Origin of the sequence: Streptomyces sp. NPDC003300 (assembly GCF_040610915.1) — a bacterium.
Lineage (GTDB): Bacteria > Actinomycetota > Actinomycetes > Streptomycetales > Streptomycetaceae > Actinacidiphila.
This window is the reverse complement of record NZ_JBEXNE010000005.1, coordinates 391,674-411,636: the sequence shown is the minus strand read 5'-3', so window position 1 is coordinate 411,636 and position 19,963 is coordinate 391,674. Positions and strand designations below refer to the sequence as shown.

The following is a 19,963-nucleotide window of genomic DNA, read 5'->3' as shown; positions in this document are numbered from 1 at the left end:
GTCCTGGGAGGCGGCGCCGCTCACTGGGCCGCACCGCCGGTCAGCAGCGACTCGGCGGAGGAGCGCAGCGTCATGTCCACGACGGAGCCATCCCGCAGGAAGACCACCCGGTCCGCCCACGCGGCGAACCGCGGCTCGTGCGTCACCAGGATGCCCGCGGCGCCCGCGTCACAGCGCGAGCGCAGCAGCGCCAGTACGGTGTCGCCGGTCTCCGAGTCCAGCGCGCCGGTGGGCTCGTCCGCCAGGACGAGACGGCGGTCGCCGACCAGCGCGCGGGCGATGGCCACCCGCTGCTGCTGGCCGCCGGACATCTCGTCGGGGAAGCGGTCGGCCAGCTCGCCCAGGCCCATCTCCTCCAGCGCGGCGACCGCCTCGCGGCGCGCCTTGCGGGCGCCGGTGCCGTCCAGCTCGCGGGGGAGTGCCACGTTCTCGGCGGCCGTCAGCGCCGGTATCAGGTTGTAGTCCTGGAAGACGTAGCCGATGCTGCGGCGGCGCAGGGCCGCGATCTCCTTGCGGCTGGCCGTGGTCAGGTCCGTGCCTTCCACGATCACCCGGCCGGACGTCGGCAGGTCGAGGCCGCCCGCGATGGTCAGCAGCGTGGACTTGCCCGAGCCCGAGGGGCCCATCACGGCGACCAGTTCCCCCGGACGCACGTCCAGGTCTATCCCGCGCAGCGCGTGCACCTCGGTCGCTCCGGTGCCGTGCACGCGGGTGAGGGCTTCCAGGCGGAGGACGGGCGCTTCCGGCGGCGCGGCTTCGGTGTGCGGCTTTACGGACATGGGCGGTGCGTCCCCCAGGGTCGTGGAGTGCTCGTGCGGCGAAGTGCTCGGGTGCTGTGTGCTCGGGTTTCGGGGTGCTCGGGTGGCGGTGGTCCGGCCGCTGGTCGGGCGGGCCGGTCCTGGCCGGGAGGTGGCCGCGCGACGCGGCCGGGCGCAGGGGTGGGGCGTACGGGGTCGGGCTTAGGTGCCGGACGTACGGGCCGGACGTACGCGGTCAGGCGTACGGGGCCGGGTGCCGGTCGGCGCGCGGCTCAGCGGCGGGCCCGTGTCCGCCTCAGCGCGCCGCGCAGCACCCCGTCCGGCGCGGCGTCCTTCCCGTCGTCCTTCCCGTCGTCCAGGCCGCCGCCGTCGGCGGGGTCGGCGGAACCGGCGGGATCGGGAGTCGGGGCCGGTGCGGCGGCCTCGGCCGTCGGCGCCAGCGCCGTCAGCCGTACGAGCCGGGTCTCGCAGTGGTCGAGCCACCGCGCCTCGGCCTCCGCCTGGAAGATGAGCTGGTCGAGAACGAGCTGCCAGGCCACGTCGTCGCGGTCCGGCGCCCCGCTCTGCGCGGGCGCCGCCTCCAGCGCCTGGCCCTTCAGCCGGGTGTAGTCCTGCATCGCCCGGATGGTGTGCGCGCGCTGCGCCTGGATGACGGCCCGCACGTCCACCTCCGGCGATCCGACCGCCATGGCCAGCTTGATCGCCAGCTCGTTCCGCGGCGGATTCGCCCGGTCCACGGGCCGGGCGAACCACTCCCGCAGCTCACCCCGCCCGCCCTCCGTGATGGCGTACAGCGCGTGTCCGGCGTCGTCCTCGCCCGCCGGCACCACCAGCCCGTCGCGCTCCAGCCGCGCCAGCGTCGTGTACACCTGCCCCACGTTCAGCGGCCAGGTGGAACCGGTGCGGGACTCGAACTCTGTTCTGAGCTGGAAGCCGTATCGCGGCCCCCGCTCCAGGAGGGCCAGCAGGCCGTGGCGGATCGACATACTGAGTATGTATACCGAGTATGGACCCGCCTTTCAAGGCCGCGGCGACCCGTCCGACCGGGCACAACGGGACATGAGGGGCGCGTGCGACCGCCTCGGGGTCAGTCGCGGCGCAGGCGCAGGCCCAGGAAGCCGAGACCCAGGCCGACCAGGGCGAGGCCGGCGCCGAAGGGGAGGATGCGCAGGACGCGGCGGCCGGGCTCGTAGACGGCGGGAGTCTGCGCGCGGGCCTGGGTGCGGGCGGCGTCGGGTGCTGCGGGTGCCGAAGGGCGCGGCGGGGCCTGGGCGGGCCCGCCGTCGGGGACCAGGAAGGGCGCGGATCGCGCGGCGCCGTAGGTGGACCGTACGGGCGGGGTGAGCGGCGGCCTGGCGGCCCCGTCGCCCGGTACGGACGTCGGTGTCGGTGTCGGGACCGGTGGCCGCAGCGGGCCCGCCGGGGTGGCGGGAACGGCGGGGGAGGCCGGGGGCCGGACGCCGACCGTGGGGTCGGGGGCCGGCTTGGCGGCCGGAGCGGTGGGAGTGGGCGTGGGGGTGGCCGGAGCGGTCGGCTCGGTGGTGGGCTCCTCCGTCACCGGCGGCCCGCTGGGCCCGGTGGTCGGCGCGGCGTCCTGGCGTCCCCCGTGTCCGGGGGCGCCGACCGTCTCGTGCCGGCCGACGAGGCCGGGGACCAGCCCGGTGAGCACCTCGGTGACGATGTCCGCGCCCGGTGCCGGGAGCGGACGGACCGCCGGGGCCGTGGGCTCGTCGGGCCCGGGCGCGACCGCCCACGCGGAGCCCGTCGCCATCACCGTCGCCGTCGCCGTCGCCGGAACGAGCAGCGCCCCCGCGAGCAGCACGGGCGCCGCCCTCCGTATCGCGCATCGCCTGTCGGGTGCCCGCCGCACACGTCCCGCCTCTCCACCGAACCCTGTGTGGATTCAGCGTCACACGCGGCAACATTTCCGGCATCCCGGACGGCCGGCTCCGTATCGGACCGTTATCCGCGAGAGGGCGTGTTCATGCCGTGGTCAGGAGCACTTTTCCGATGTGGGTGCTGCCGTCCACCACGCGGTGCGCCTCGGCCGCGTCCCGCAGCGGGAGCGTACGGTCCACGACCGGCCGTACGGTTCCGGCCTCGATCAGCGGCCACACGTGCTCGCGTACCGCCGCCACGATCGTGGCCTTCTCGTCCAGCGGCCGGGGCCGGAGCGAGGTCGCGGCGACGGCGGCGCGCTTGCTCAGCAGCGTGGCCAGATTCAGCTCGCCCACGAGGCCGCCCTGGAGGCCGATGACGACCAGGCGGCCGTTGACCGCGAGCGCGTCCACGTTCCGCCCGAGGTACTTCGCGCCCATGATGTCGAGGATCACGTCGGCCGTGACGGCCTTCTCGAACTCCTGCTCGCGGTAGTTGATCAGGATGTCCGCGCCCAACTCCCGGCAGGCCGCCAGCTTCTCGGCGCTCCCCGCCGTGACGGCGACCGTCGCCCCCACCGCCTTGCCGAGCTGGACCGCCATCGTGCCGATCCCGCTGGACCCGCCGTGCACCAGCAGCGTCTCACCGGGGCGCAGGTGCGCGGTGAGGAACACGTTCGACCACACCGTGGCCGTCACCTCGGGCAGCGCCGCCGCCGTCACCAGGTCGATCCCCTTGGGCACCGGCAGCAGTTGGCCCGCCGGCACCGCCACCTTCTGCGCGTATCCGCCGCCCGCGAGCAGCGCGCACACCTCGTCCCCGACCCGCCACCCCGCGACCCCGGAGCCCACCTCGACGATCCGCCCCGAACACTCGAGACCCGGATACGGCGACGCCCCCGGCGGCGGCTCGTAGAACCCCTGCCGCTGCAACAGATCCGCCCGGTTCACCGCCGTCGCCGCCACCTCGACGACGACCTCGCCCTCCCCCGCGACCGGATCCCCCACCTCCGCCCACGTCAGCACCTCGGGCCCGCCCGGCTCCGGAATCGTCATCGCATACATCCCCCGAGGCTACCGCTGCCCTCAGCCCCCCAGCCCGCCGGTTCCTTTGCGCCGGACGGCCCGCCGATCTTTAAGGGGCGCTGGGGGCACCTCCCAGCGGTAGCTGGGGGAGGAACTGCGCGACCAGCCCCCACCGTGGCGCGGACAAAAAACCGGCCCCAGCGGGGCAGACGCCGTCGTTCCCGGGCTGACAGCCCGGCGGGGGCTGGTCGCGCAGTTCCCCGCGCCCCTAAAAAAACACGCCCTGCGCGCCTGGCGCACCGGCCGAGGCGAAGGAGACGCGAGGGGCCGCGCCCCTGAAAGGGGGGTTCTGCGCACGTGCGGGTGGGGGGCCTAGGCGAGGGGCGGGCCGGCGGGCCCGGCACGGTGGATGGCGATCACGCGGTCGGTGAGAAGCAGAGGCGCAGCCTCCGGATCGTCGTGGTCGAGAAGCCGATGCCCCCGCTTGACCGACACGACGAGGTCGTGGAGGTCACGCGGCGCCTGCCCCGCCTCGGCCTTGGTCACCGGCCGTTCGATGAGATCGAGCCCGCTCCCGTAAGTGATGAGGTCGTCCATGACGACCCCGACGCTGGGGCTGAGCATGGACAGCCCGAGAAGCCGCCCGGCGGCACTCGAGCTGGTGATGACGGCGTTGGCCCCGGACTGCCGCAGCAGCGGCGCGTTCTCCTCCTCGCGGACGGACGCGACGATATGGGCGCGCTTGTTGAGCTGACGCGCGGTCAACGTGACGAGCACGGCGGTGTCGTCGCGCTGCGCGGCGATGACGATCTCCTTGGCGACCTGGGCCTCGGCCCGCAGCAGCACGTCGTTGCGGGTGGCGTCGCCGACGACGGCGACGTACCCCTCGTCGGTCGCGGCCTGCACGACCTTGGGGCTCGGGTCGACGATCACGATCCGGCTCTGCGGGATGCCGCGGCCGATCAACGTCTGGGCCGCCGACCGGCCCTTGGTCCCGTATCCGACGATGACCACATGATCGCGCAAGGTTCTCCTCCAGCGCTTGAGGCGGAACTGCTCGCGGGTCCGCTCGGTCAGCACTTCCAGGGTCGTCCCGACCAGGATGATCAGGAAGATCACGCGCAACGGCGTCACCAGGAAGGTGTTCGCGAGCCGGGCGCCCGTACTGTACGGGACGATGTCGCCGTAGCCGGTCGTCGACAGCGTCACCGTCGCGTAGTAGAGCGAATCCAGGAACGACACCGAGCCGTTGGCGTTGTCGTGGTAGCCGCCGCGGTCGAAGTAGACGATCAGGACGGTGGCGAGCAGGACCAGCAGCGCCATCAGCAGGCGGCGCGAGACCTGGAGCAGCGGGCCCGCGGCGGGACGCGGGAAGGCCACCCGGCGGTACCCCGCCGTACCGGCGGAGATCGCCGCCGAGGCGCTGCCGTCGCCCGTGCCGTCGGCGCCGTCCGCGCCGCCGGGGGGAGGATCGGCGCGACCGGCCGCCGCGTCGTACCGGGGCAGTTTCATATCCCGCTCCCCATCATGTGCCGCTCACCTTCATATACCGGTGTCGTCCACCGGTCCGACGACGTATCGCTTCGCGTACGGGATCACGTACCACGTGACATGGGCTGACGGCGGTCACGTACCCCGTACCTTCACGTATCGAGCACCACCGCGTACGCACCGGGGTGCCCTCACGTGCCGCTCCCCCACGCCAGCGCGAGCGCCCCGGTGTCGAGTACGGCCGTGTCGTCGCCCGCGCGGGCGCCGCCGGGCGGGATCACGGCCATGCCGTCGGCGGCGGCGAGGCCGCGGAGCATGGCGGGGCCGGAGTAGGTGAGCGGGCGGGCGGCGGAGTCGTCGTCGAAGACGACCGGGACGAGCCGGGTGTCGACCGGGTGACCCGGCACGTCGGCGGTGAGCGGGGCCGCGTACGGGGCCGGTACGGGGCGGCCCGCGAGGGTCCGCAGCAGGGGGGCGGCGAGGGTCAGGACGCCGGACACGGCGGCCAGCGGGTTGCCGGGCAGCCCGATGAGGTGGGTGCCCGAGGGGAGTTCGGCCAGCACCATGGGGTGTCCCGGGCGGACGGCGACGCCGTCGACCAGCAGTTTCGCACCGAGCGCGGCGAGGACCGGGTGCAGGTGGTCGACCGGTCCGCCCGCGGTGCCGCCGGTGGTGACCACGAGGTCGGCGGTGCTCTCGCGGACCGCCCTGCGCAGGAGGTCGGCGTCGTCCACCAGCCGCCGTACCGCCACCACTTCGGCGCCGAGCGCGCGCAGCGACGACGGGAGCATCGGGCCGAGCGCGTCCCGTACCCGCCCCGACCTGGGCAGGCCGTGGTCCAGCAACTCGTCGCCGAGGACCAGGACTTCGACGCGCGGCCGTACGGTGACGGTCAGCTCGTCGTAGCCCGCGGCGGCGGCCAGACCGAGTACGGCGGGCGTCACGACGGTGCCCGCGGGCAGCAACTCCTCGCCGCCCCTGCACTCCTGGCCGCGCATTCTGACCTCCTGGCCCGGCGCGGGCGCGGGGTGCGGCGACCGCACCTGCAACCACTCGCCGTCCGTGCGGCGCTGCGTCCATCCGTGTTCGCTGCGCAGCACCGCGGTGGTGCCGGTCGGCACGGCGGCGCCGGTCGCGATGGGGGCGGCGTGGCCGATGAGCAGCGGCTCCGCCGGGCGCTGCTGTCCGGCGAGCACCGAGGCGCCGCGCAGCCGCCACGGGCCCGGGCCCGCCACCGCCCAGCCGTCCATCGCGGAGGAGTCGAACGACGGCAGGTCCGTCAGCGCCGTCAGCGCCCTGGCCAGCGTCATGCCCAGCAGGTCCTCTCCCAACTCCCGTGTTTCGGAGCCGAGTCGGCGGCCGACGCGGCGCGCGATCCGCCGCGCCTCGGGCCACGGCACGGCGTCGGCGGGGGAGGGGAGCGGGGTTTGGGGCTGGGGTTGGGGTTGGCGCTGGGGTTGGGCGGGTGCCTGCGCGGGGGCCGGGCCCTGGACGGGGGGCCGGGGCGCGGGGCCCTCCGGGGTGGGGGCGGTGTCGTCCCGGCCGTGGCGGAGGGCGACGGACAGCGGGTCGTTACGGTCCTGGCCTCCGTAACCGGCCGCGCCGGTGGCGGTACGGCGCGACTCGTTGGCCAGGGCGAGGGCGTCGTCGAGCGCGCGGTCGGCCGCGTCGGAGGCGCGCGGGTCGGAGGCGCGCGGGTCGGAGGCGCCCGCGCCGGGACGGGTGCCGCTCATTCCGCCGGTTCCGGGTCGGTGCCGGGGGTGCCGGGGGTGCCTGGTTTCCGCGCGTCGGCCTCTTGCGCGTCGGCCTCCTGCGCCCAGCGCACGGCCAGGGCGGCGGCCTTGTCGGCCGCCTCCCGTACGGCCTCGGGGCCGCCGCCCGCGCGCGCCGCCGCGTAACCCACCAGGAAGGTGGTCAGCGGCGCGGCCGGACGAGCGACGCCGTGCGCCGCGTCGCGGGCCAGATCGAGCAGGACGCCGGTGTCCACGTCCAGCTCGATACCCAGTTCGGTCTTGGCTGCTGCGATCCATTCGTCCAACACAGGGCCATGGTCCCTGAAACCTGGCTCGCTGTGGGACAGGCTCACCCCTCGGACACCCCGTCCAGCCGTGCCCGCGCCACCGCCACGTCCTCCCACGTATCGCAGTCGAACGACGCGTCCCCCGTCGGATCGGCCCGCCTGCGCACCACCAGCTCCCGTGTCAGCAACCGCAACGGCAGCCCCGCCAGCCCGCCGTGCTCCCCCTTGAGCAGCGCCACCTCCCGGCACAGCGCCTCCCCCCAATACGCCCCCGCCAACGGCTGATCCCGCCCTCCCGCGTCGGTGAGCAGCACCCCTTCCGTCCCGGTGCCGAGCGCGCCCAGCGCCTCCACCAGGCCGGTCACGGCGCCGACCGTCAAGAACGGCAGATCGGCCGCCAGCACGACGACGATTTCCGGCGCGGGAAGCGGCGGCCCCGATGGGGCCAAGTGGGCCAACGCGGTCAGCCCGGCGTCGAGCGCGGGCAGCGGCCCGCCCCCCGGCGGCTCCTCCCGCGCCCAGCTCACCGGCCGTACGGTCCCCCGGCGCGGCCCCACGACCACCGTCCGCTCCGCCCCCGCGCACGCCGCCAGCACCCGGTCGAGCAGCATCCGCCCCCCGACCTCCACCGCCGCCTTGTCCACCCCCCCGAGCCGCCTCGCCCCACCCCCGGCCAACACCACCGCATCAAACCCAGTCGCCACCCCCCGAGTATCCCCGGCCCCGGCGCACCCCGATCTTTTTGGGCGCGCCCCCGCGCTGGACGCTGCACCGATCTTTTAAGGAACGCCCCCGCGCTGGACGCTGCACCGATCTTTTAAGGGGCGCGGGGGGGACCTCCCAGCGCCCGGGGGTCAGACGGCGGCGAGGAGAACGGCCGGACTCTCGACGCAGTCAGCGACAAAGCGAAGGAACCCCCCTGCGGTCCCACCGTCGCAGACCCGGTGATCGAAGGTGAAGGAGAGCTGCACGACGTGACGCACGGCCAACTCACCCTGGTGAACCCACGGCTTGGGGGCGATACGGCCGACACCGAGCATGGCGGCCTCGGGATGGTTGAGGATCGGGGTGGAACCGTCCACCCCGAAGACCCCGTAGTTGTTGAGCGTGACGGTGCCGCCGGTCAGGTCCCGCGGCGTCAGCGCCCCCGTCCGAGCGGCCTCGGTCAGGCGGCCGATCTCCGCGGAGAGCCCGGCCGTGGACCTGGTGTGGGCGTCGCGCACGACAGGCACGACCAGGCCGCGTTCGGTCTGCGCCGCGAAGCCGAGGTGGACGGCCGGCAGCCGTACGATCTCGCGCCGCTCGGTGTCGACCGTGGCGTTCAGCTCCGGGTAACGGGCCAGCCCGGCCGTCACGATCCTGGCGAAGAGGGCCAGCACCGAGATCCGCTCGCCGCCCGAGGCGTTCATCGCCGCCCGCGCGGCCAGCAGTTCGGTGGCGTCGGCGTCCACCCAGCACGTGGCGTCCGGTATCTCCCGCCGACTGCGGGCCAGCTTGTCCGCGACCGTGCCGCGTACCCCGCGCAGCGGCACCCGCTCCTCCCCCGCCGGCGCGGGAGCCGGGGCCGGAGCCACGGCAGGTGCCGCCGGAGCCGCCACCGCGCGCTCGACGTCCGCCCGCAGGATCAGCCCGTCAGGCCCCGTACCGGCCAGGGCCCGCAGGTCCAGCCCGTGTTCCCTGGCCAGCCGCCGGACCAGCGGCGATATGACGGCCACCGGGCCGTCGGCGACAGGCGCCCCGGCGACAGGCACCTCGGTGACCGAAACCGCCGCCTGCACCGAACCGTCCACCGCCCGCACCCGTCCGCGGCGCCGCGCCACCGCCGTACCGGTGCCGTAACCGACCAGCACATTGCCCGAGCCCTCATCGGCCCCGCCGCCCGAGGCGTCCGAGTCGCTCGGGGCGTCCGACCCCACCGGGTTCCCGGCCGCGTCGGAGTGCGAACCCACCGCGACCGTGACCAGGGGGCGGCCCACGTCGAGGGTGTCGCCCTCGGCGCCGAAGCGGGCGGTCACGACACCGCCGTAGGGGCAGGGGACCTCGACGACGGCCTTCGCGGTCTCGACCTCGACCACCGGCTGGTCGATGGCGACGACCTCGCCGACCTCCACCAGCCAGCGCACGATCTCCGCCTCTGTGAGCCCTTCGCCCAGGTCGGGGAGCGTGAATTCCTTGACGACGGCCATCAGCCCTCCCACTGCAAGCGGCCGACGGCGTCGAGAATCCGGTCGACGCCGGGCAGATGGTGCCGTTCCAGCATCGGCGGCGGGTAGGGGATGTCGAATCCGGCGACGCGCAGGACCGGTGCCTCCAGGTGGTGGAAGCAGCGCTCGGTGATCCGGGCCGCTATCTCGGCGCCCATGCCGCCGAAACTGGACGACTCGTGCACGACGACCGCCCGCCCGGTGCCGCGTACGGCCGCCGCGACCGTCTCCTCGTCGAAGGGCACGAGGCTGCGCAGATCGACCACGCCCAGGTCCCAGCCCTCCTCCTTGGCGGCCTCCGCGGCCTCCAGGCAGACCGGGAGCGAGGGGCCGTAGGTGACCAGCGTCGCGGTGCGCCCGGTGCGCCGCACCACGGCGCGGCCGATCGGCGGAACCTCGGCCGGCGCGGCCGGCGACCAGTCGGACTTGGACCAGTAGAGCCGCTTCGGCTCCAGGAAGACCACCGGGTCGTCGGAGGCGATGGCCGCCCGCAGCAGCCCGTAGGCGTCCTCGACGGTGGCCGGGGTGACCACGTGGAGGCCGGGGGTGTGCGCGTAGTACGCCTCGGAGGAGTCGCTGTGGTGCTCGACGCCGCCGATTCCGCCGCCGTACGGGATGCGGATGGTGATCGGCAGCGGCAGCGCGCCACGCGTGCGGTTGCGCATCTTCGCCACATGGCTGACGAGTTGCTCGAACGACGGGTAGGCGAAGGCGTCGAACTGCATCTCGACCACCGGGCGGAGCCCGTACATCGCCATGCCGACCGCCGCGCCGAGGATGCCCGCCTCGGCGAGCGGGGTGTCGGTGCAGCGGCTGTCGCCGAATTCGGCGGCGAGCCCGTCGGTGATCCGGAAGACGCCGCCCAGGGTGCCGATGTCCTCGCCGAGGACGTGGACGGAGTCGTCGGCCGTGAGCGCGTCACGCAGCGCCTGGTTGAGGGCCTGCGCCATGGTGGCGGGTCTGCGGGTGGGCGCGGCGGCGCGGCCCGCGGTCGGTGCGACGGTGGTCATGACTGCCGCTCCGCTTCCAGCTCGGCCCGCAACTGGGCCTCCTGCTGCCGCAGTTGCTGCGTGGGCTCGGCGTAGACGTGGGCGAACAGCTCCATCGGGTCGAGCCGCGGATCGGCGTTCATCCGCTCCCGCAGGTCCGCCGCCATGGTCTCGGCCTCGTCGGCCGCGCTCCGCCTGACGTCGTCGTCGAGCAGTCCGCGGCCGGTCAGCTCCCGTTCCAGCAGGGCGATCGGGTCGTGCGCGCGCCAGGCGGCGACCTCGTCGTCGTCGCGGTAGCGGGTGGCGTCGTCGGCGTTGGTGTGCGCGTCCATCCGGTAGGTGACGGCCTCCACGAGCGTGGGGCCGCCGCCGTCCCTGGCCCGCCCGACGGCCTCGGTCAGCACCTCGTGCACGGCGGCCGCGTCGTTGCCGTCGACCAGCCGTCCCGGCATCCCGTAGCCGACCGCCTTGTGGGCGAAGGAAGGGGCCGCGGTCTGCTTGGCGAGCGGCACGGAGATCGCGAAGCCGTTGTTCTGCACGAGGAAGACCACCGGGGCCTGCCAGACGGCCGCGAAGTTCAGCGCCTCGTGGAAGTCGCCCTCGCTGGTGCCGCCGTCGCCGACCATGGCGAGCGCCACGACGTCGTCGCCGGTCAGCCGGGCGGCGCGGGCCAGCCCGACCGCGTGCGGGAGCTGCGTGGCCAGCGGGGTGCTGAGCGGCGCCACCCGGTGTTCGTGCGGGTCGTAACCGGTGTGCCAGTCGCCGCGCAGCAGCGTCAGCGCCTCGACCGGGTCCACGCCTCTGGCGACCACCGCGAGGGTGTCGCGGTAACTGGGGAACAGCCAGTCACGGGGCCGCAGCGCGAGAGCGGCGGCGACCTCGCAGGCCTCCTGACCGGTGCTCGACGGGTAGACGGCGAGCCTGCCCTGCTTGGTGAGGGCGGTGGCCTGCCGGTTGTAGCGCCGGCCGCGGACGAGCTGCCCGTACAGCGTGCGGAGCAGGGCGGGGTCGAGCTCCGCGGCAGCGGGGGTGCCGAGCAGCCGGTACGGCTCCGGGTCGGGCAGCAGCGGCGCGGCTTCGGTGCGGGGGCGCCAGGCAGGGGTGTCCAGCACGGTCATCGCGAGCACCTCCTTGTGGTCGGTGACCGAAAAAGCGATCGGGCGTGAGCGGGTGTCGCTCCCTACCGATTGTTCGGTCGCCGGAGGCATTTTGGCTACAGGGTGGTTTCGCCTGTGGACAAACGGTTCTGCACAGCCTGAGATGGAGCCAGTACGTCCATGGTAAGGAGGCACGGGGGGATGGCGAGAGAACAGATGGCCGCACAGGACCCGGAGGTCCGACCGCTGGACCCGATCGACCGCACGATCCTGCGGCTGCTCCAGGAGGACGGAAGGGCCTCGATACGCTCCGTCGCCGAGCGCGTGCACGTCTCACGGGCGAACGCGTACGCCCGGATCAACCGGCTCATCGAGGACGGGGTCATCCGAGGTTTCACCGCTCGCGTCGACCACGAACGCGCGGGCCAGGGCGCGTCCGCGTACATCACGCTCAAGATCGTCCAGAATTCCTGGCGGACCGTCCGTGAACAACTCATCACTCTTCCGGGTGTTGCCCACATTGCCCTGGTAAGTGGTGATTTCGATGTTTTGCTGCTGGTCCACACCGCCGACAACCGGACCCTGCGGGAACTGGTCCTGACCCGGCTCCAGGCCATCGAGGAAGTCCTCAGCAGCCGCACCCTGCTGGTCTTCGAGGAGACCGACCAGGTCGTCGGCGACTGAGGACCGGCGCCGGCCGCGACCGCGACCAGCGCCTCCGGTCAGCCGCCGTACTTCTTGAGGAACGCCTTGACCTTGGCGTAGTTCGCCTCGTCGGACAGCATGCTCACGCCGTGGTTGAAGCCGCCGACGATCGTCAGGTCGTTCTCCTTCGCCTTCTTCGTCAGCTTGCTCAGCTCCTTCGTGGAGTCCTGGAAGGGGCTGTCCAATTCGGCGGCCATGTAGAAGACGGGCATCGTCAGATTCGGTACGACCATCGAGGCGTCCATGCCGGAGTACGTCGAGGGCGCGGACAGCGAGACGACCGCGTCCACCGGCGGCGTGATGACGCCCGCGGCGGACAGCACCGCCGTACCGCCCTTGGACGCGCCGACCAGCAGCAGCTTCGTCACGCCCTTGGACCGCAGGTAGGCCGCCGCCGCGGTGAGTTCACGCACCTCGCTGCCCGCGGAGTTCACGGCCAGCACGCGGTAGCCGTCCGCGGCCAGGTCCTGCGCGTGCGGCACCCACTGGCAGACGTCCCCGTCCGCCTGGTGGGCCAGCACCAGCCCGGTGCCGCCGGTGCCGGTCAGATAGCCCTCGACGTCCTGGCCGTCCCCGCCCGGGAAACTCACCGAGCCCGCCTTGGCCTGTTCGGGTGACAGGCAGCCGAAGCCGTTCACCGTGGCGGTGGGCGTGGGGGCGGGCGCGGCCCTGTCCTTGTCCTTGGCGCCCCCGCCGCCTCCGCATCCGGCCAGCAGCAGGAGGGAGACGGCCAGCGCGGAGGCGGCCGCCGCCCGCACCGACGGCCCGAATCGCGCGACAGATCGCTCAGCGGAGAACATGGCTGGATCGTGCCGGGGCCACCCCCGGCGGGTCAATGGTCTGGACCATCCGGCCGCACGGTCGCCCGGCTCGCCGTCGCTACGTACGCAGCCCGTCGAACGCCAGCCGCACCACCGCGTCCGCCACCTGCTGCCGGTCGAGCGCGCCCTTGGCCTCCGGCCGGTACCACTCCACGATCGAGTTGATCATCCCGAAAAGCAGCCTGGTCGCCAGCCTGACGTCCACGTCGCCGCGCAGATCGCCGTCCGCGACCGCCGCCTTCAACAGATCCGCCACCCGCTGGTCGAACTCCCTGCGCCGCTCCATCGCCCAGCGCTCGGTGTCGGTGTTCCCGCGCACCCGCAGCAGAAGGGTGACGTAGGGAAGTTCCGCCATCAGCACCTCTGTCGTACGCCGGGTGACGTACTCCAGGCGCCGCACCGCGCGGCCGTCGACCGCTCCGGGCTCCTCCAGGATGCCGAAAAGCCCCTCAAGGGCGCGGCCAACCGCCCTGTTCAGCAGTTCTTCCTTGCCGCGCACATGGTGGTAGATCGACGACTTCGAGATGCCCGCGGCGCGCGAGAGATGCTCCATGGACGTGCCGTCGTAACCGCGCTCGTTGAAGACCTCGACGGCGACGGCGAGCAGCGAATCCGGCGTATAGGTGTCGCGCTTGGGCATGGTCATGAGGAGATCATTCTTCCTCCGCCCTCGCGCGCCACAGCACTTCGACCGAAGGCGCGTAACGGCCGTTGGGGTAGTACGAGTGCAGCGACTCCAGCGTTTCGCGCACCCAGGACAGGGAGAGCCGCTCGCCCCATTGCAGCGGGCCCAGCGGGTAGTTCACACCGAGGCGCATGGCGGTGTCGACGTCGGCGGCGGACGCCACTTCCTTCGCGACGGCGTCGGCCGCGAGGTCCACCAGCATCGCGACCGTCCGCGCCACGATCAGTCCGGGGACCAGCCGGATGACGCTGACCTGCTTGCCGAGCGCCTGGAAGAGCCCGACGGCCTCCGCGAGCGCCGCGTCCGGCACCTCCGGGGTCCGCGCGAGCGCCATCCTGGTGGCCGTCGTGTAATCGGCCGCCAGGTCGAACTGGATACCCGGCTCCAGGGTGCCGTCCGCCGGGTAGAGATACGTTCCGTCACTCAGCTCGAAGCCCTGGACGCCGTCGTCCTCGGTGACCTCGATCCCGGCCGCGCGCACCAGGCCGACGAGGGCCTGCGCGGGACCCAGATCGCCGTGCAGCACGCGCCGCGGCGCGTCCGCGGGCTCCGCGGTGTGCGGTCCTGGCGCGGCACCATGCTCCGGCGCCGGTTCGTACACGAACCAGCCGCGGCCCGTCTTGCGGCCGAGGCGGCCGGACTCCACCAGGCGGCGCTGGGCGAGCGACGGCGTGAATTTGGGGTCGTGGAAGAACGACTCCCACACCGATCTGGTGACCGCCTCGTTCACGTCCTGGCCGATCAGGTCGGTGAGCGCGAAGGGGCCCATGGCGAAGCCGCCGCATTCGCGCAGCACCGCGTCGATGGTGGCGGGGTCCGCGGCCCGCTCCTCGTGGACGCGCAGGGCCTCGGCGTAGAAGGGGCGGGCAATCCGGTTGACGATGAAGCCGGGGGTGTCGGCGCAGCGCACCGGGGTCTTTCCCCAGGCGGCGGCCGTGTCGTAGGCGGTGTCGACGGCTGCGGGGTCCGAGGCGGCGCCCGCGACGACCTCGACCAGCGGGAGCAGCGGGGCCGGATTGAAGAAGTGCAGGCCGACGAGGCGGCCGGGCAGCCGCAGGGCGCCCGCCACGGCGGTCACCGACAGGGAGGAGGTGTTGGTCGCCAGCAGGCAGCCGTCGCCGACGGTCTCCTCCAGTTCGGCGAAGAGCCGCCGCTTGACGGCCAGATCCTCCACGACGGCCTCGACGACGAGCGCGGCCGGTGCCAGGTCCGCGATGCCGTCGGCGGGGACGAGCCGGTCCAGCGCGGCCCGGTGTTCGGCCGTGTCGAGGCGGCCCTTCTCGGCCAGCCGGGCCAGCCGCGCCCCGACGCCCGCCGCGGCCTTCGCGGCCAGTCCCGGCGCGGCGTCGTACAGCAGCACGCGGTGCCCCGCGAGCAGCGCGACCTGCGCGATTCCCTGGCCCATGGTGCCTGCGCCGACGACGGCGACGACACCGTCGCGGTCAAGTGCGGTCACGGTGGCACAGCTCCTTCCCGAGGTACTGCGGAGATCCTGCCGGGTCTTTCCGAGTTATCCACAGGCCGGGACGTCCCTCTTGTCCCGACCGAACATTCGGTTAATCTAGCGTTGTCTCTGCTACTCAGCCCAGCTCGACGAGGAGTTGGTCCGCCATGTCCGCCACTGTCTCCGCCGTGACCTTGATCGAACGCCATCGTGACACGCTTGACAAGGCGCTCGATGCCGTCAGGACCCGGGCGTACTGGTCGCCCTACCCCGAGCACCCCAAGGCGTACGCCGACGCCGACGAGGGCAAGGCCGCCTTCGACGCGCTGCTCGGCCACCGCTTCGAGCTGGACCAGCCCGGCACGGACGGCTGGACGGGCACCGAGCGCTCCCCGTACGGCCCGGACCTCGGCGTGGAGTACCCGCACCCCGATCCGGACGTGCTGCTGCCCGCGATGCGCGCCGCGATGCCCCCCTGGCGGGACGCGGGACCCGAGGCGCGCGCCATGGTGTGCCTGGAGATCCTGGCGCGGATCAACGCGCGGACGCACGAGTTCGCGCACGCCGTGATGCACACCTCCGGGCAGGCGTTCACGATGTCCTTCCAGGCCGGCGGCCCGCACGCGCAGGACCGCGGCCTCGAAGCGGTGGCGTACGCGTACGTGGAGCAGGTCCGCACCCCGGAGACCGCGGAGTGGATCAAGCCGCAGGGCAAGCGCGACCCGCTCAATCTGCGGAAGTCCTTCACCGCGGTGCCGCGCGGCATCGGCCTGGTGATCGGCTGCAACACCTTCCCGACGTGGAACGGCTATCCGGGGCTCTTCGCCTCCCTGGCCACCGGCAACGCGGTGCTGGTCAAGCCCCACCCCCGCGCGGTGCTGCCGCTGGCCCTGACCGTACGGGTGGCGCGCGAGGTGCTGGCCGAGGCGGGCTTCTCGCCCGACCTGGTCTGCCTGGCCGTCGAGCGGCCCGGCGAGGGCCTGGCCAAGACCCTGGCGCTGCGCCCCGAGGTCCGGGTCATCGACTACACCGGCTCCACCGCCTTCGGCGACTGGCTGGAGGCCAACGCCCGCCAGGCGCAGGTCTTCACCGAGAAGGCCGGCGTCAACACCGTGGTGATCGACTCCACCGACGACTACCGCGGCATGCTCTCCAACCTCGCCTTCTCGCTGTCCCTCTACAGCGGCCAGATGTGCACCACCCCGCAGAATCTGCTGATCCCGCGCGACGGCATCGACACCGACGCGGGACGGCGGAGCTACGACGAGGTGGTCGCCGACATCGCGGGCGCGGTCGACGGGCTGCTCGGCGACGACGCGCGGGCCAACGCGCTGCTCGGCGCCCTGGTGAATCCGGACGTCAAGACACGGCTCGAAGCGGCCCCCGGGCTGGGCGAAGTCGCCCTCGCCTCCCGCTCGGTGACCCACCCGGACTTCCCCGACGCGGTCGTCCGCACCCCGGTGCTGGTCAAGCTCGACGGCGCCAAGCCGGACGCCGAGGCGGCGTATCTGTCGGAGTGCTTCGGCCCGGTCGCCTTCGCCGTGGCCGTGGACTCGACCGCCGACGCGCTGGAGCTGCTGCGCCGTACCGTCCGCGACAAGGGCGCGATGACGGTCGGCGGCTACACCACCTCCGCCGAGGTGGAGCGCGGCCTGGAGGAGGTCTGCTGGGAGGAGTGCGCGCAGCTCTCGCTCAATCTGACCGGCGGTGTGTACGTCAACCAGACGGCCGCCTTCTCCGACTTCCACGGCTCCGGCGGCAATCCGGCGGCCAACGCGGCGCTGTGCGACGGCGCGTTCGTCGCGAGCCGCTTCCGGATGGTGGAGGTGCGGCGACCCGCCTGATCGCGGGGTTCAGGGGCGGCCGGGTACCCGCGGCGAGCGGGACGTGGCCGCCCAGTGGAAGAGCGCCATGCCGACGCTGGTGGCCAGGTTGTAGCTGGAGACCTGCGGACGCATCGGCAGGGCGACCAACTCGGCGGCGCGTCCGCGCAGTTCGTCGGAGACGCCGTGCCGCTCCGAGCCGAAGACGATGAGCGCGTCGTCGGGGAGTTCGACGGAGCGGATGTCCTTGCCCTCCGGGTCGAGGACGTACAGCGGTCCCGGCGGCAGCGCGTCGGCGGCCGTACGTTCCACCGCGGTCGCGTAGTGCAGTCCGGCGCCCGCACGCAGGGCGTTGGGGTGCCAGGGGTCGAGATCTCCGGTGCTGACCACGCCGGTGACGCCGAATCCGGCCGCCAGCCGGATCACCGCCCCGACGTTGCCGAGATTGCGCGGGCTGTCCAGGACGACGACCGGTGCCTGCCGGGGCCGTTCGGCCAGCAGCGCCAGATTGGCCGCCCGGTCGCGCCGGTCGGCGAGCGCGGCCACCGAGGTGGGGTGCACCCGCGTCACCAGCCCGCGCAGCGCCGCGGCGGGGATCTCAATGACGCGCGCCGCCAGCTCCTCGGCCAGGTCGGGGGCCAGCTCCGCCGCGAGGCGCAGCACGGCCGCCTTGTCGCTGCTGACCGCAGTGCGCACGCGGGCGCCGAAGCGCAGCGCGTGCTTGAGGGCGTGGAAGCCGTCGAGCAGCACCGCGTCCGGCGCGGCGGCCTGCCAGGCGAGGACGGCGGCCGTGGCGCTTGTGGTGGCCGCGTCGGCCCCGGGGGCCTGAACGGCTCCGGTCGCCGGGTCGGGTTCGGCTGCGGCGCCGGGTCGGTGGGCGGCCTCGTCCTCGGTCATGGCCTCAGCGTACGGTGCGGCCCGCCTGCCCCATCACGTCACGTCACGGCGCTGGGCGGCGGTGGTCCCACGGCCGGTTCCCCCGGCTCGGCGGACGCGTCGTCGGGGGCGGTGCGCTGCCCGTGGACCACCGGCCGCGGGCGCGCGGCACCCGGCCGCAGCCGCCGTACGAGCCGGTCACCGGCCCAGACCAGGAAGGCCGTCGGCAGGAACACCGCGTCGGCGGCGATCATCGCGAGAGAGAAGAAGGGCAGGCCGAGCACGACGGCGATCGAGGCGTGCTCCAGCATCATCGCGACCAGCAGCACGTTCTTCACCCGGCGGTTGAACAGGGTGAAGGGGAAGGCGACCTGGACGATGACCGTGCCGTAGGTGATGAGCATGACCATCAGCTCATTGCCCGCCAGGGCGTGCGACAGGGCGGGCCAGGGGGTGAAGTCGTCCAGATGGAGCGGGTAGTAGAGCGCGGTGCCGTCCTGCCAGCGGCTGCCCTGGATCTTGTACCAGCCCGCGGTGGAGTAGATCAGGCAGACCTCGGCGACGATCACGAGCATCGCGCCGTTGTGGATGACATTGGCGATGATGTCGAGCACGGTGCGCGGCTCGCCGGGCGCGACCCGCCGCACCGCCCACCACAGCGCCTGGACCAGCCAGAAGAGCCAGAACAGCACCGCCCATCCGGTGCTGAGCTTGCCGAACAGCGTCGCCGCCACGAGCGCGAAGCCGAACACCGCCCACAGGGCGACGCCGACCGGATCGGCGCCCGGCTCCGCGTCGGACGCGGAAACGGCCGACGGTCCGGCAGCCGCCTCGGCCGCCTCCCCGCGGGCCGCGCGGCGCCGGTCGAGCGACCAGACCTGGCCGCAGCGGGTGAAGACGAGGTAGATCGCCATCAGGTGGATGACGTTGTCGCCGCCGTCGCCCTCGAAGACGCTGCGGTTCTGGAGCGACAGCACGCCGATCATGAAGAACACCGACGCGGTACGGGTCCGCCAGCCCAGGAGCAGCATCGCGCTGGCGACGATCGCGAAGGCGTAGACGCACTCGAACCAGGCGCGGCCGTCGTTCCACAGCAGCACGGTGAAGGCGTGGTTCCCGGCGACCAGCCGCTTCGCGAGGTCCCAGCTCCAGGGCGCGTCGGGGCCGTACAGCTCGGCGCGGTGCGGGAATTCGCGCAGCAGGAACAGCAGCCAGGTCAGCGAGAAGCCGATCCGGATGATCGCGCTCTGGTACGGGCCGATGGCCCGGCCGGTGATGGCGTTGATCCCCCGCGCGACGGCGCGGTCGAGTCCTTTGCCGAGTCCGGCGAACGGCGAGGGGACGAAGGAGTCGCGCGCGCTCACGATGCGTTCTCCTGACCGGCGGGCGCGGTGGTGACCGGCCACCAGGGCAGTTCCCGGTAGTAGGGCTGGGTGCCGGTCTGCTGCCCGTTGCCCGACGGCGGCGGGACCGCGGTGGTGGCGGATCGTGCCTGTACGCGGACGACGTCACCGCCGTTGAGCCGCGGGCCGAAACGCTCCTGCAAAATCCGCTGGAGATACGTACGGCTCATGTCGCTGCGGTCGCCGCCGGTGGGCTGCTCCTTGTCGTCGTGGGTGTCGGTGTAGAAGCTCCAGGCGCGGCGCAGCTCGTTCTGCTGGGTGTGGCTGGGGGCGGGGTTGTGCCGCATCGCGGCGACGTCCATCGCGGTGAGGTCGACCCAGCCCGTGGTGGAGAGGCTGCCGTCGGGCTTGCGGACCTCGGCGCGGGCCTGCACATGGATGTTCTGTTGCAGCGGGTCGGGCGCGAACAGCTTCCAGTTCTGCTCGAACTCCGGATAGACGTAGTCGTCGACCGCCGCGCCGTGCTCCCTGCTGAGCGTGTTCGAGGGCGCGACGTGCAGGAACACCATGCCGAGGTGGTACAGCGCGCCCACGACGACCGCGCCGATCGCCAGGGCGACGGCTATGCGCGCGGGCGTGGACAGCGCCGCGGTCCGGGGCGGCGGCCCCTCGAATGACTCCATCGTCTCTCCGCTCTCACCCGTGCCGGGCACGCACGCCTGCCGGGCAGCACGCTACCCACCGCAGGTCCCGGCGGGGACCATACCGAGTTATCCACAGGCGCGGGAGGTGGCCTTGACACCC

The 19,963-nt window shown here is 73.2% G+C and carries 17 protein-coding genes and 1 pseudogene; 2 read left to right on the top strand and 16 right to left on the bottom strand.

Annotation, left to right across the window (positions count from 1 at the left end; translation table 11 throughout):
• Positions 1-20 precede the first annotated feature (20 nt).
• The 10 genes and pseudogenes from ABZX65_RS10860 to pdhA form a co-directional block, all read right to left on the bottom strand.
• Positions 21-779, bottom strand: a complete 759-nt coding sequence (locus ABZX65_RS10860; RefSeq protein ID WP_355336729.1) for an ABC transporter ATP-binding protein — start codon at positions 777-779, stop codon at positions 21-23.
• A 251-nt stretch (positions 780-1,030) separates the two neighbouring features.
• A complete protein-coding gene (locus ABZX65_RS10855; RefSeq protein ID WP_355336728.1) occupies positions 1,031-1,744 on the bottom strand; it encodes a PadR family transcriptional regulator in 714 nt (237 codons plus the stop codon).
• 101 nt (positions 1,745-1,845) lie between these two features.
• Complete coding sequence (locus tag ABZX65_RS10850) at positions 1,846-2,580, bottom strand: hypothetical protein (protein WP_355336727.1); 735 nt, start codon at positions 2,578-2,580, stop codon at positions 1,846-1,848.
• A gap of 160 nt (positions 2,581-2,740) precedes the next feature.
• The gene (locus ABZX65_RS10845; protein WP_355336726.1) at positions 2,741-3,700 is read right to left on the bottom strand and encodes an NAD(P)H-quinone oxidoreductase; all 960 of its coding nucleotides are present in this window, start codon (positions 3,698-3,700) and stop codon (positions 2,741-2,743) included.
• Positions 3,701-4,033: 333 nt separating this feature from the next.
• Positions 4,034-5,173 (bottom strand): potassium channel family protein, encoded by a 1,140-nt coding sequence (locus tag ABZX65_RS10840; protein WP_188279870.1) that lies wholly within the window; start codon positions 5,171-5,173, stop codon positions 4,034-4,036.
• A gap of 170 nt (positions 5,174-5,343) precedes the next feature.
• Entirely contained in the window at positions 5,344-6,885 is a 1,542-nt protein-coding gene (locus tag ABZX65_RS10835) for a molybdopterin molybdotransferase MoeA (RefSeq protein ID WP_355336725.1), read from the bottom strand.
• Positions 6,882-7,876 (bottom strand): annotated as a pseudogene (locus ABZX65_RS10830) (DUF6457 domain-containing protein). The gene ABZX65_RS10835 and the pseudogene ABZX65_RS10830 overlap by 4 nt, the downstream one beginning before the upstream one ends.
• 150 nt (positions 7,877-8,026) lie before the next feature.
• Entirely contained in the window at positions 8,027-9,358 is a 1,332-nt protein-coding gene (locus ABZX65_RS10825; protein WP_355336724.1) for a dihydrolipoamide acetyltransferase family protein, read from the bottom strand.
• Complete coding sequence (locus tag ABZX65_RS10820; protein ID WP_355336723.1) at positions 9,358-10,386, bottom strand: alpha-ketoacid dehydrogenase subunit beta; 1,029 nt, start codon at positions 10,384-10,386, stop codon at positions 9,358-9,360. The genes ABZX65_RS10825 and ABZX65_RS10820 overlap by 1 nt, the downstream gene beginning before the upstream one ends.
• Positions 10,383-11,483, bottom strand: a complete 1,101-nt coding sequence (gene pdhA / locus ABZX65_RS10815) for a pyruvate dehydrogenase (acetyl-transferring) E1 component subunit alpha (RefSeq protein WP_355336722.1) — start codon at positions 11,481-11,483, stop codon at positions 10,383-10,385. The genes ABZX65_RS10820 and pdhA overlap by 4 nt, the downstream gene beginning before the upstream one ends.
• 180 nt (positions 11,484-11,663) lie before the next feature.
• Between pdhA and ABZX65_RS10810 the strand changes: the two genes are divergently transcribed.
• Positions 11,664-12,146 carry an Lrp/AsnC family transcriptional regulator gene (locus tag ABZX65_RS10810; RefSeq protein WP_188279875.1) on the top strand — a complete coding sequence of 161 codons (483 nt, stop codon included), beginning with the start codon at positions 11,664-11,666 and terminating at the stop codon, positions 12,144-12,146.
• A 38-nt stretch (positions 12,147-12,184) separates the two neighbouring features.
• On the opposite strand, the gene ABZX65_RS10805 is transcribed toward ABZX65_RS10810, so the two are convergent.
• The 3 genes from ABZX65_RS10805 to ABZX65_RS10795 form a co-directional block, all read right to left on the bottom strand.
• Positions 12,185-12,967 (bottom strand): hypothetical protein, encoded by a 783-nt coding sequence (locus ABZX65_RS10805; RefSeq protein ID WP_355336721.1) that lies wholly within the window; start codon positions 12,965-12,967, stop codon positions 12,185-12,187.
• A gap of 79 nt (positions 12,968-13,046) precedes the next feature.
• The gene (locus tag ABZX65_RS10800; protein ID WP_355336720.1) at positions 13,047-13,634 is read right to left on the bottom strand and encodes a TetR/AcrR family transcriptional regulator; all 588 of its coding nucleotides are present in this window, start codon (positions 13,632-13,634) and stop codon (positions 13,047-13,049) included.
• 7 nt (positions 13,635-13,641) lie between these two features.
• Positions 13,642-15,129, bottom strand: a complete 1,488-nt coding sequence (locus tag ABZX65_RS10795; RefSeq protein WP_355336719.1) for a 3-hydroxyacyl-CoA dehydrogenase — start codon at positions 15,127-15,129, stop codon at positions 13,642-13,644.
• A 155-nt stretch (positions 15,130-15,284) separates the two neighbouring features.
• On the opposite strand from ABZX65_RS10795, the gene paaN reads away from it, so the two are divergent.
• A complete protein-coding gene (paaN, locus tag ABZX65_RS10790; protein WP_355336718.1) occupies positions 15,285-16,961 on the top strand; it encodes a phenylacetic acid degradation protein PaaN in 1,677 nt (558 codons plus the stop codon).
• A gap of 9 nt (positions 16,962-16,970) precedes the next feature.
• Here paaN and ABZX65_RS10785 read toward each other — a convergent pair whose 3' ends face one another.
• The 3 genes from ABZX65_RS10785 to ABZX65_RS10775 are packed head-to-tail and all read right to left on the bottom strand — an operon-like array spanning position 16,971 to position 19,842.
• Positions 16,971-17,837 (bottom strand): TrmH family RNA methyltransferase, encoded by an 867-nt coding sequence (locus ABZX65_RS10785; protein WP_355336717.1) that lies wholly within the window; start codon positions 17,835-17,837, stop codon positions 16,971-16,973.
• A 38-nt stretch (positions 17,838-17,875) separates the two neighbouring features.
• Positions 17,876-19,180, bottom strand: coding sequence for an HTTM domain-containing protein (locus tag ABZX65_RS10780; RefSeq protein ID WP_355336716.1), 1,305 nt, complete (start codon positions 19,178-19,180; stop codon positions 17,876-17,878).
• Positions 19,177-19,842, bottom strand: coding sequence for a DUF5819 family protein (locus ABZX65_RS10775; protein ID WP_355336715.1), 666 nt, complete (start codon positions 19,840-19,842; stop codon positions 19,177-19,179). The genes ABZX65_RS10780 and ABZX65_RS10775 overlap by 4 nt, the downstream gene beginning before the upstream one ends.
• Between the last annotated feature and the right edge of the window lie 121 nt (positions 19,843-19,963).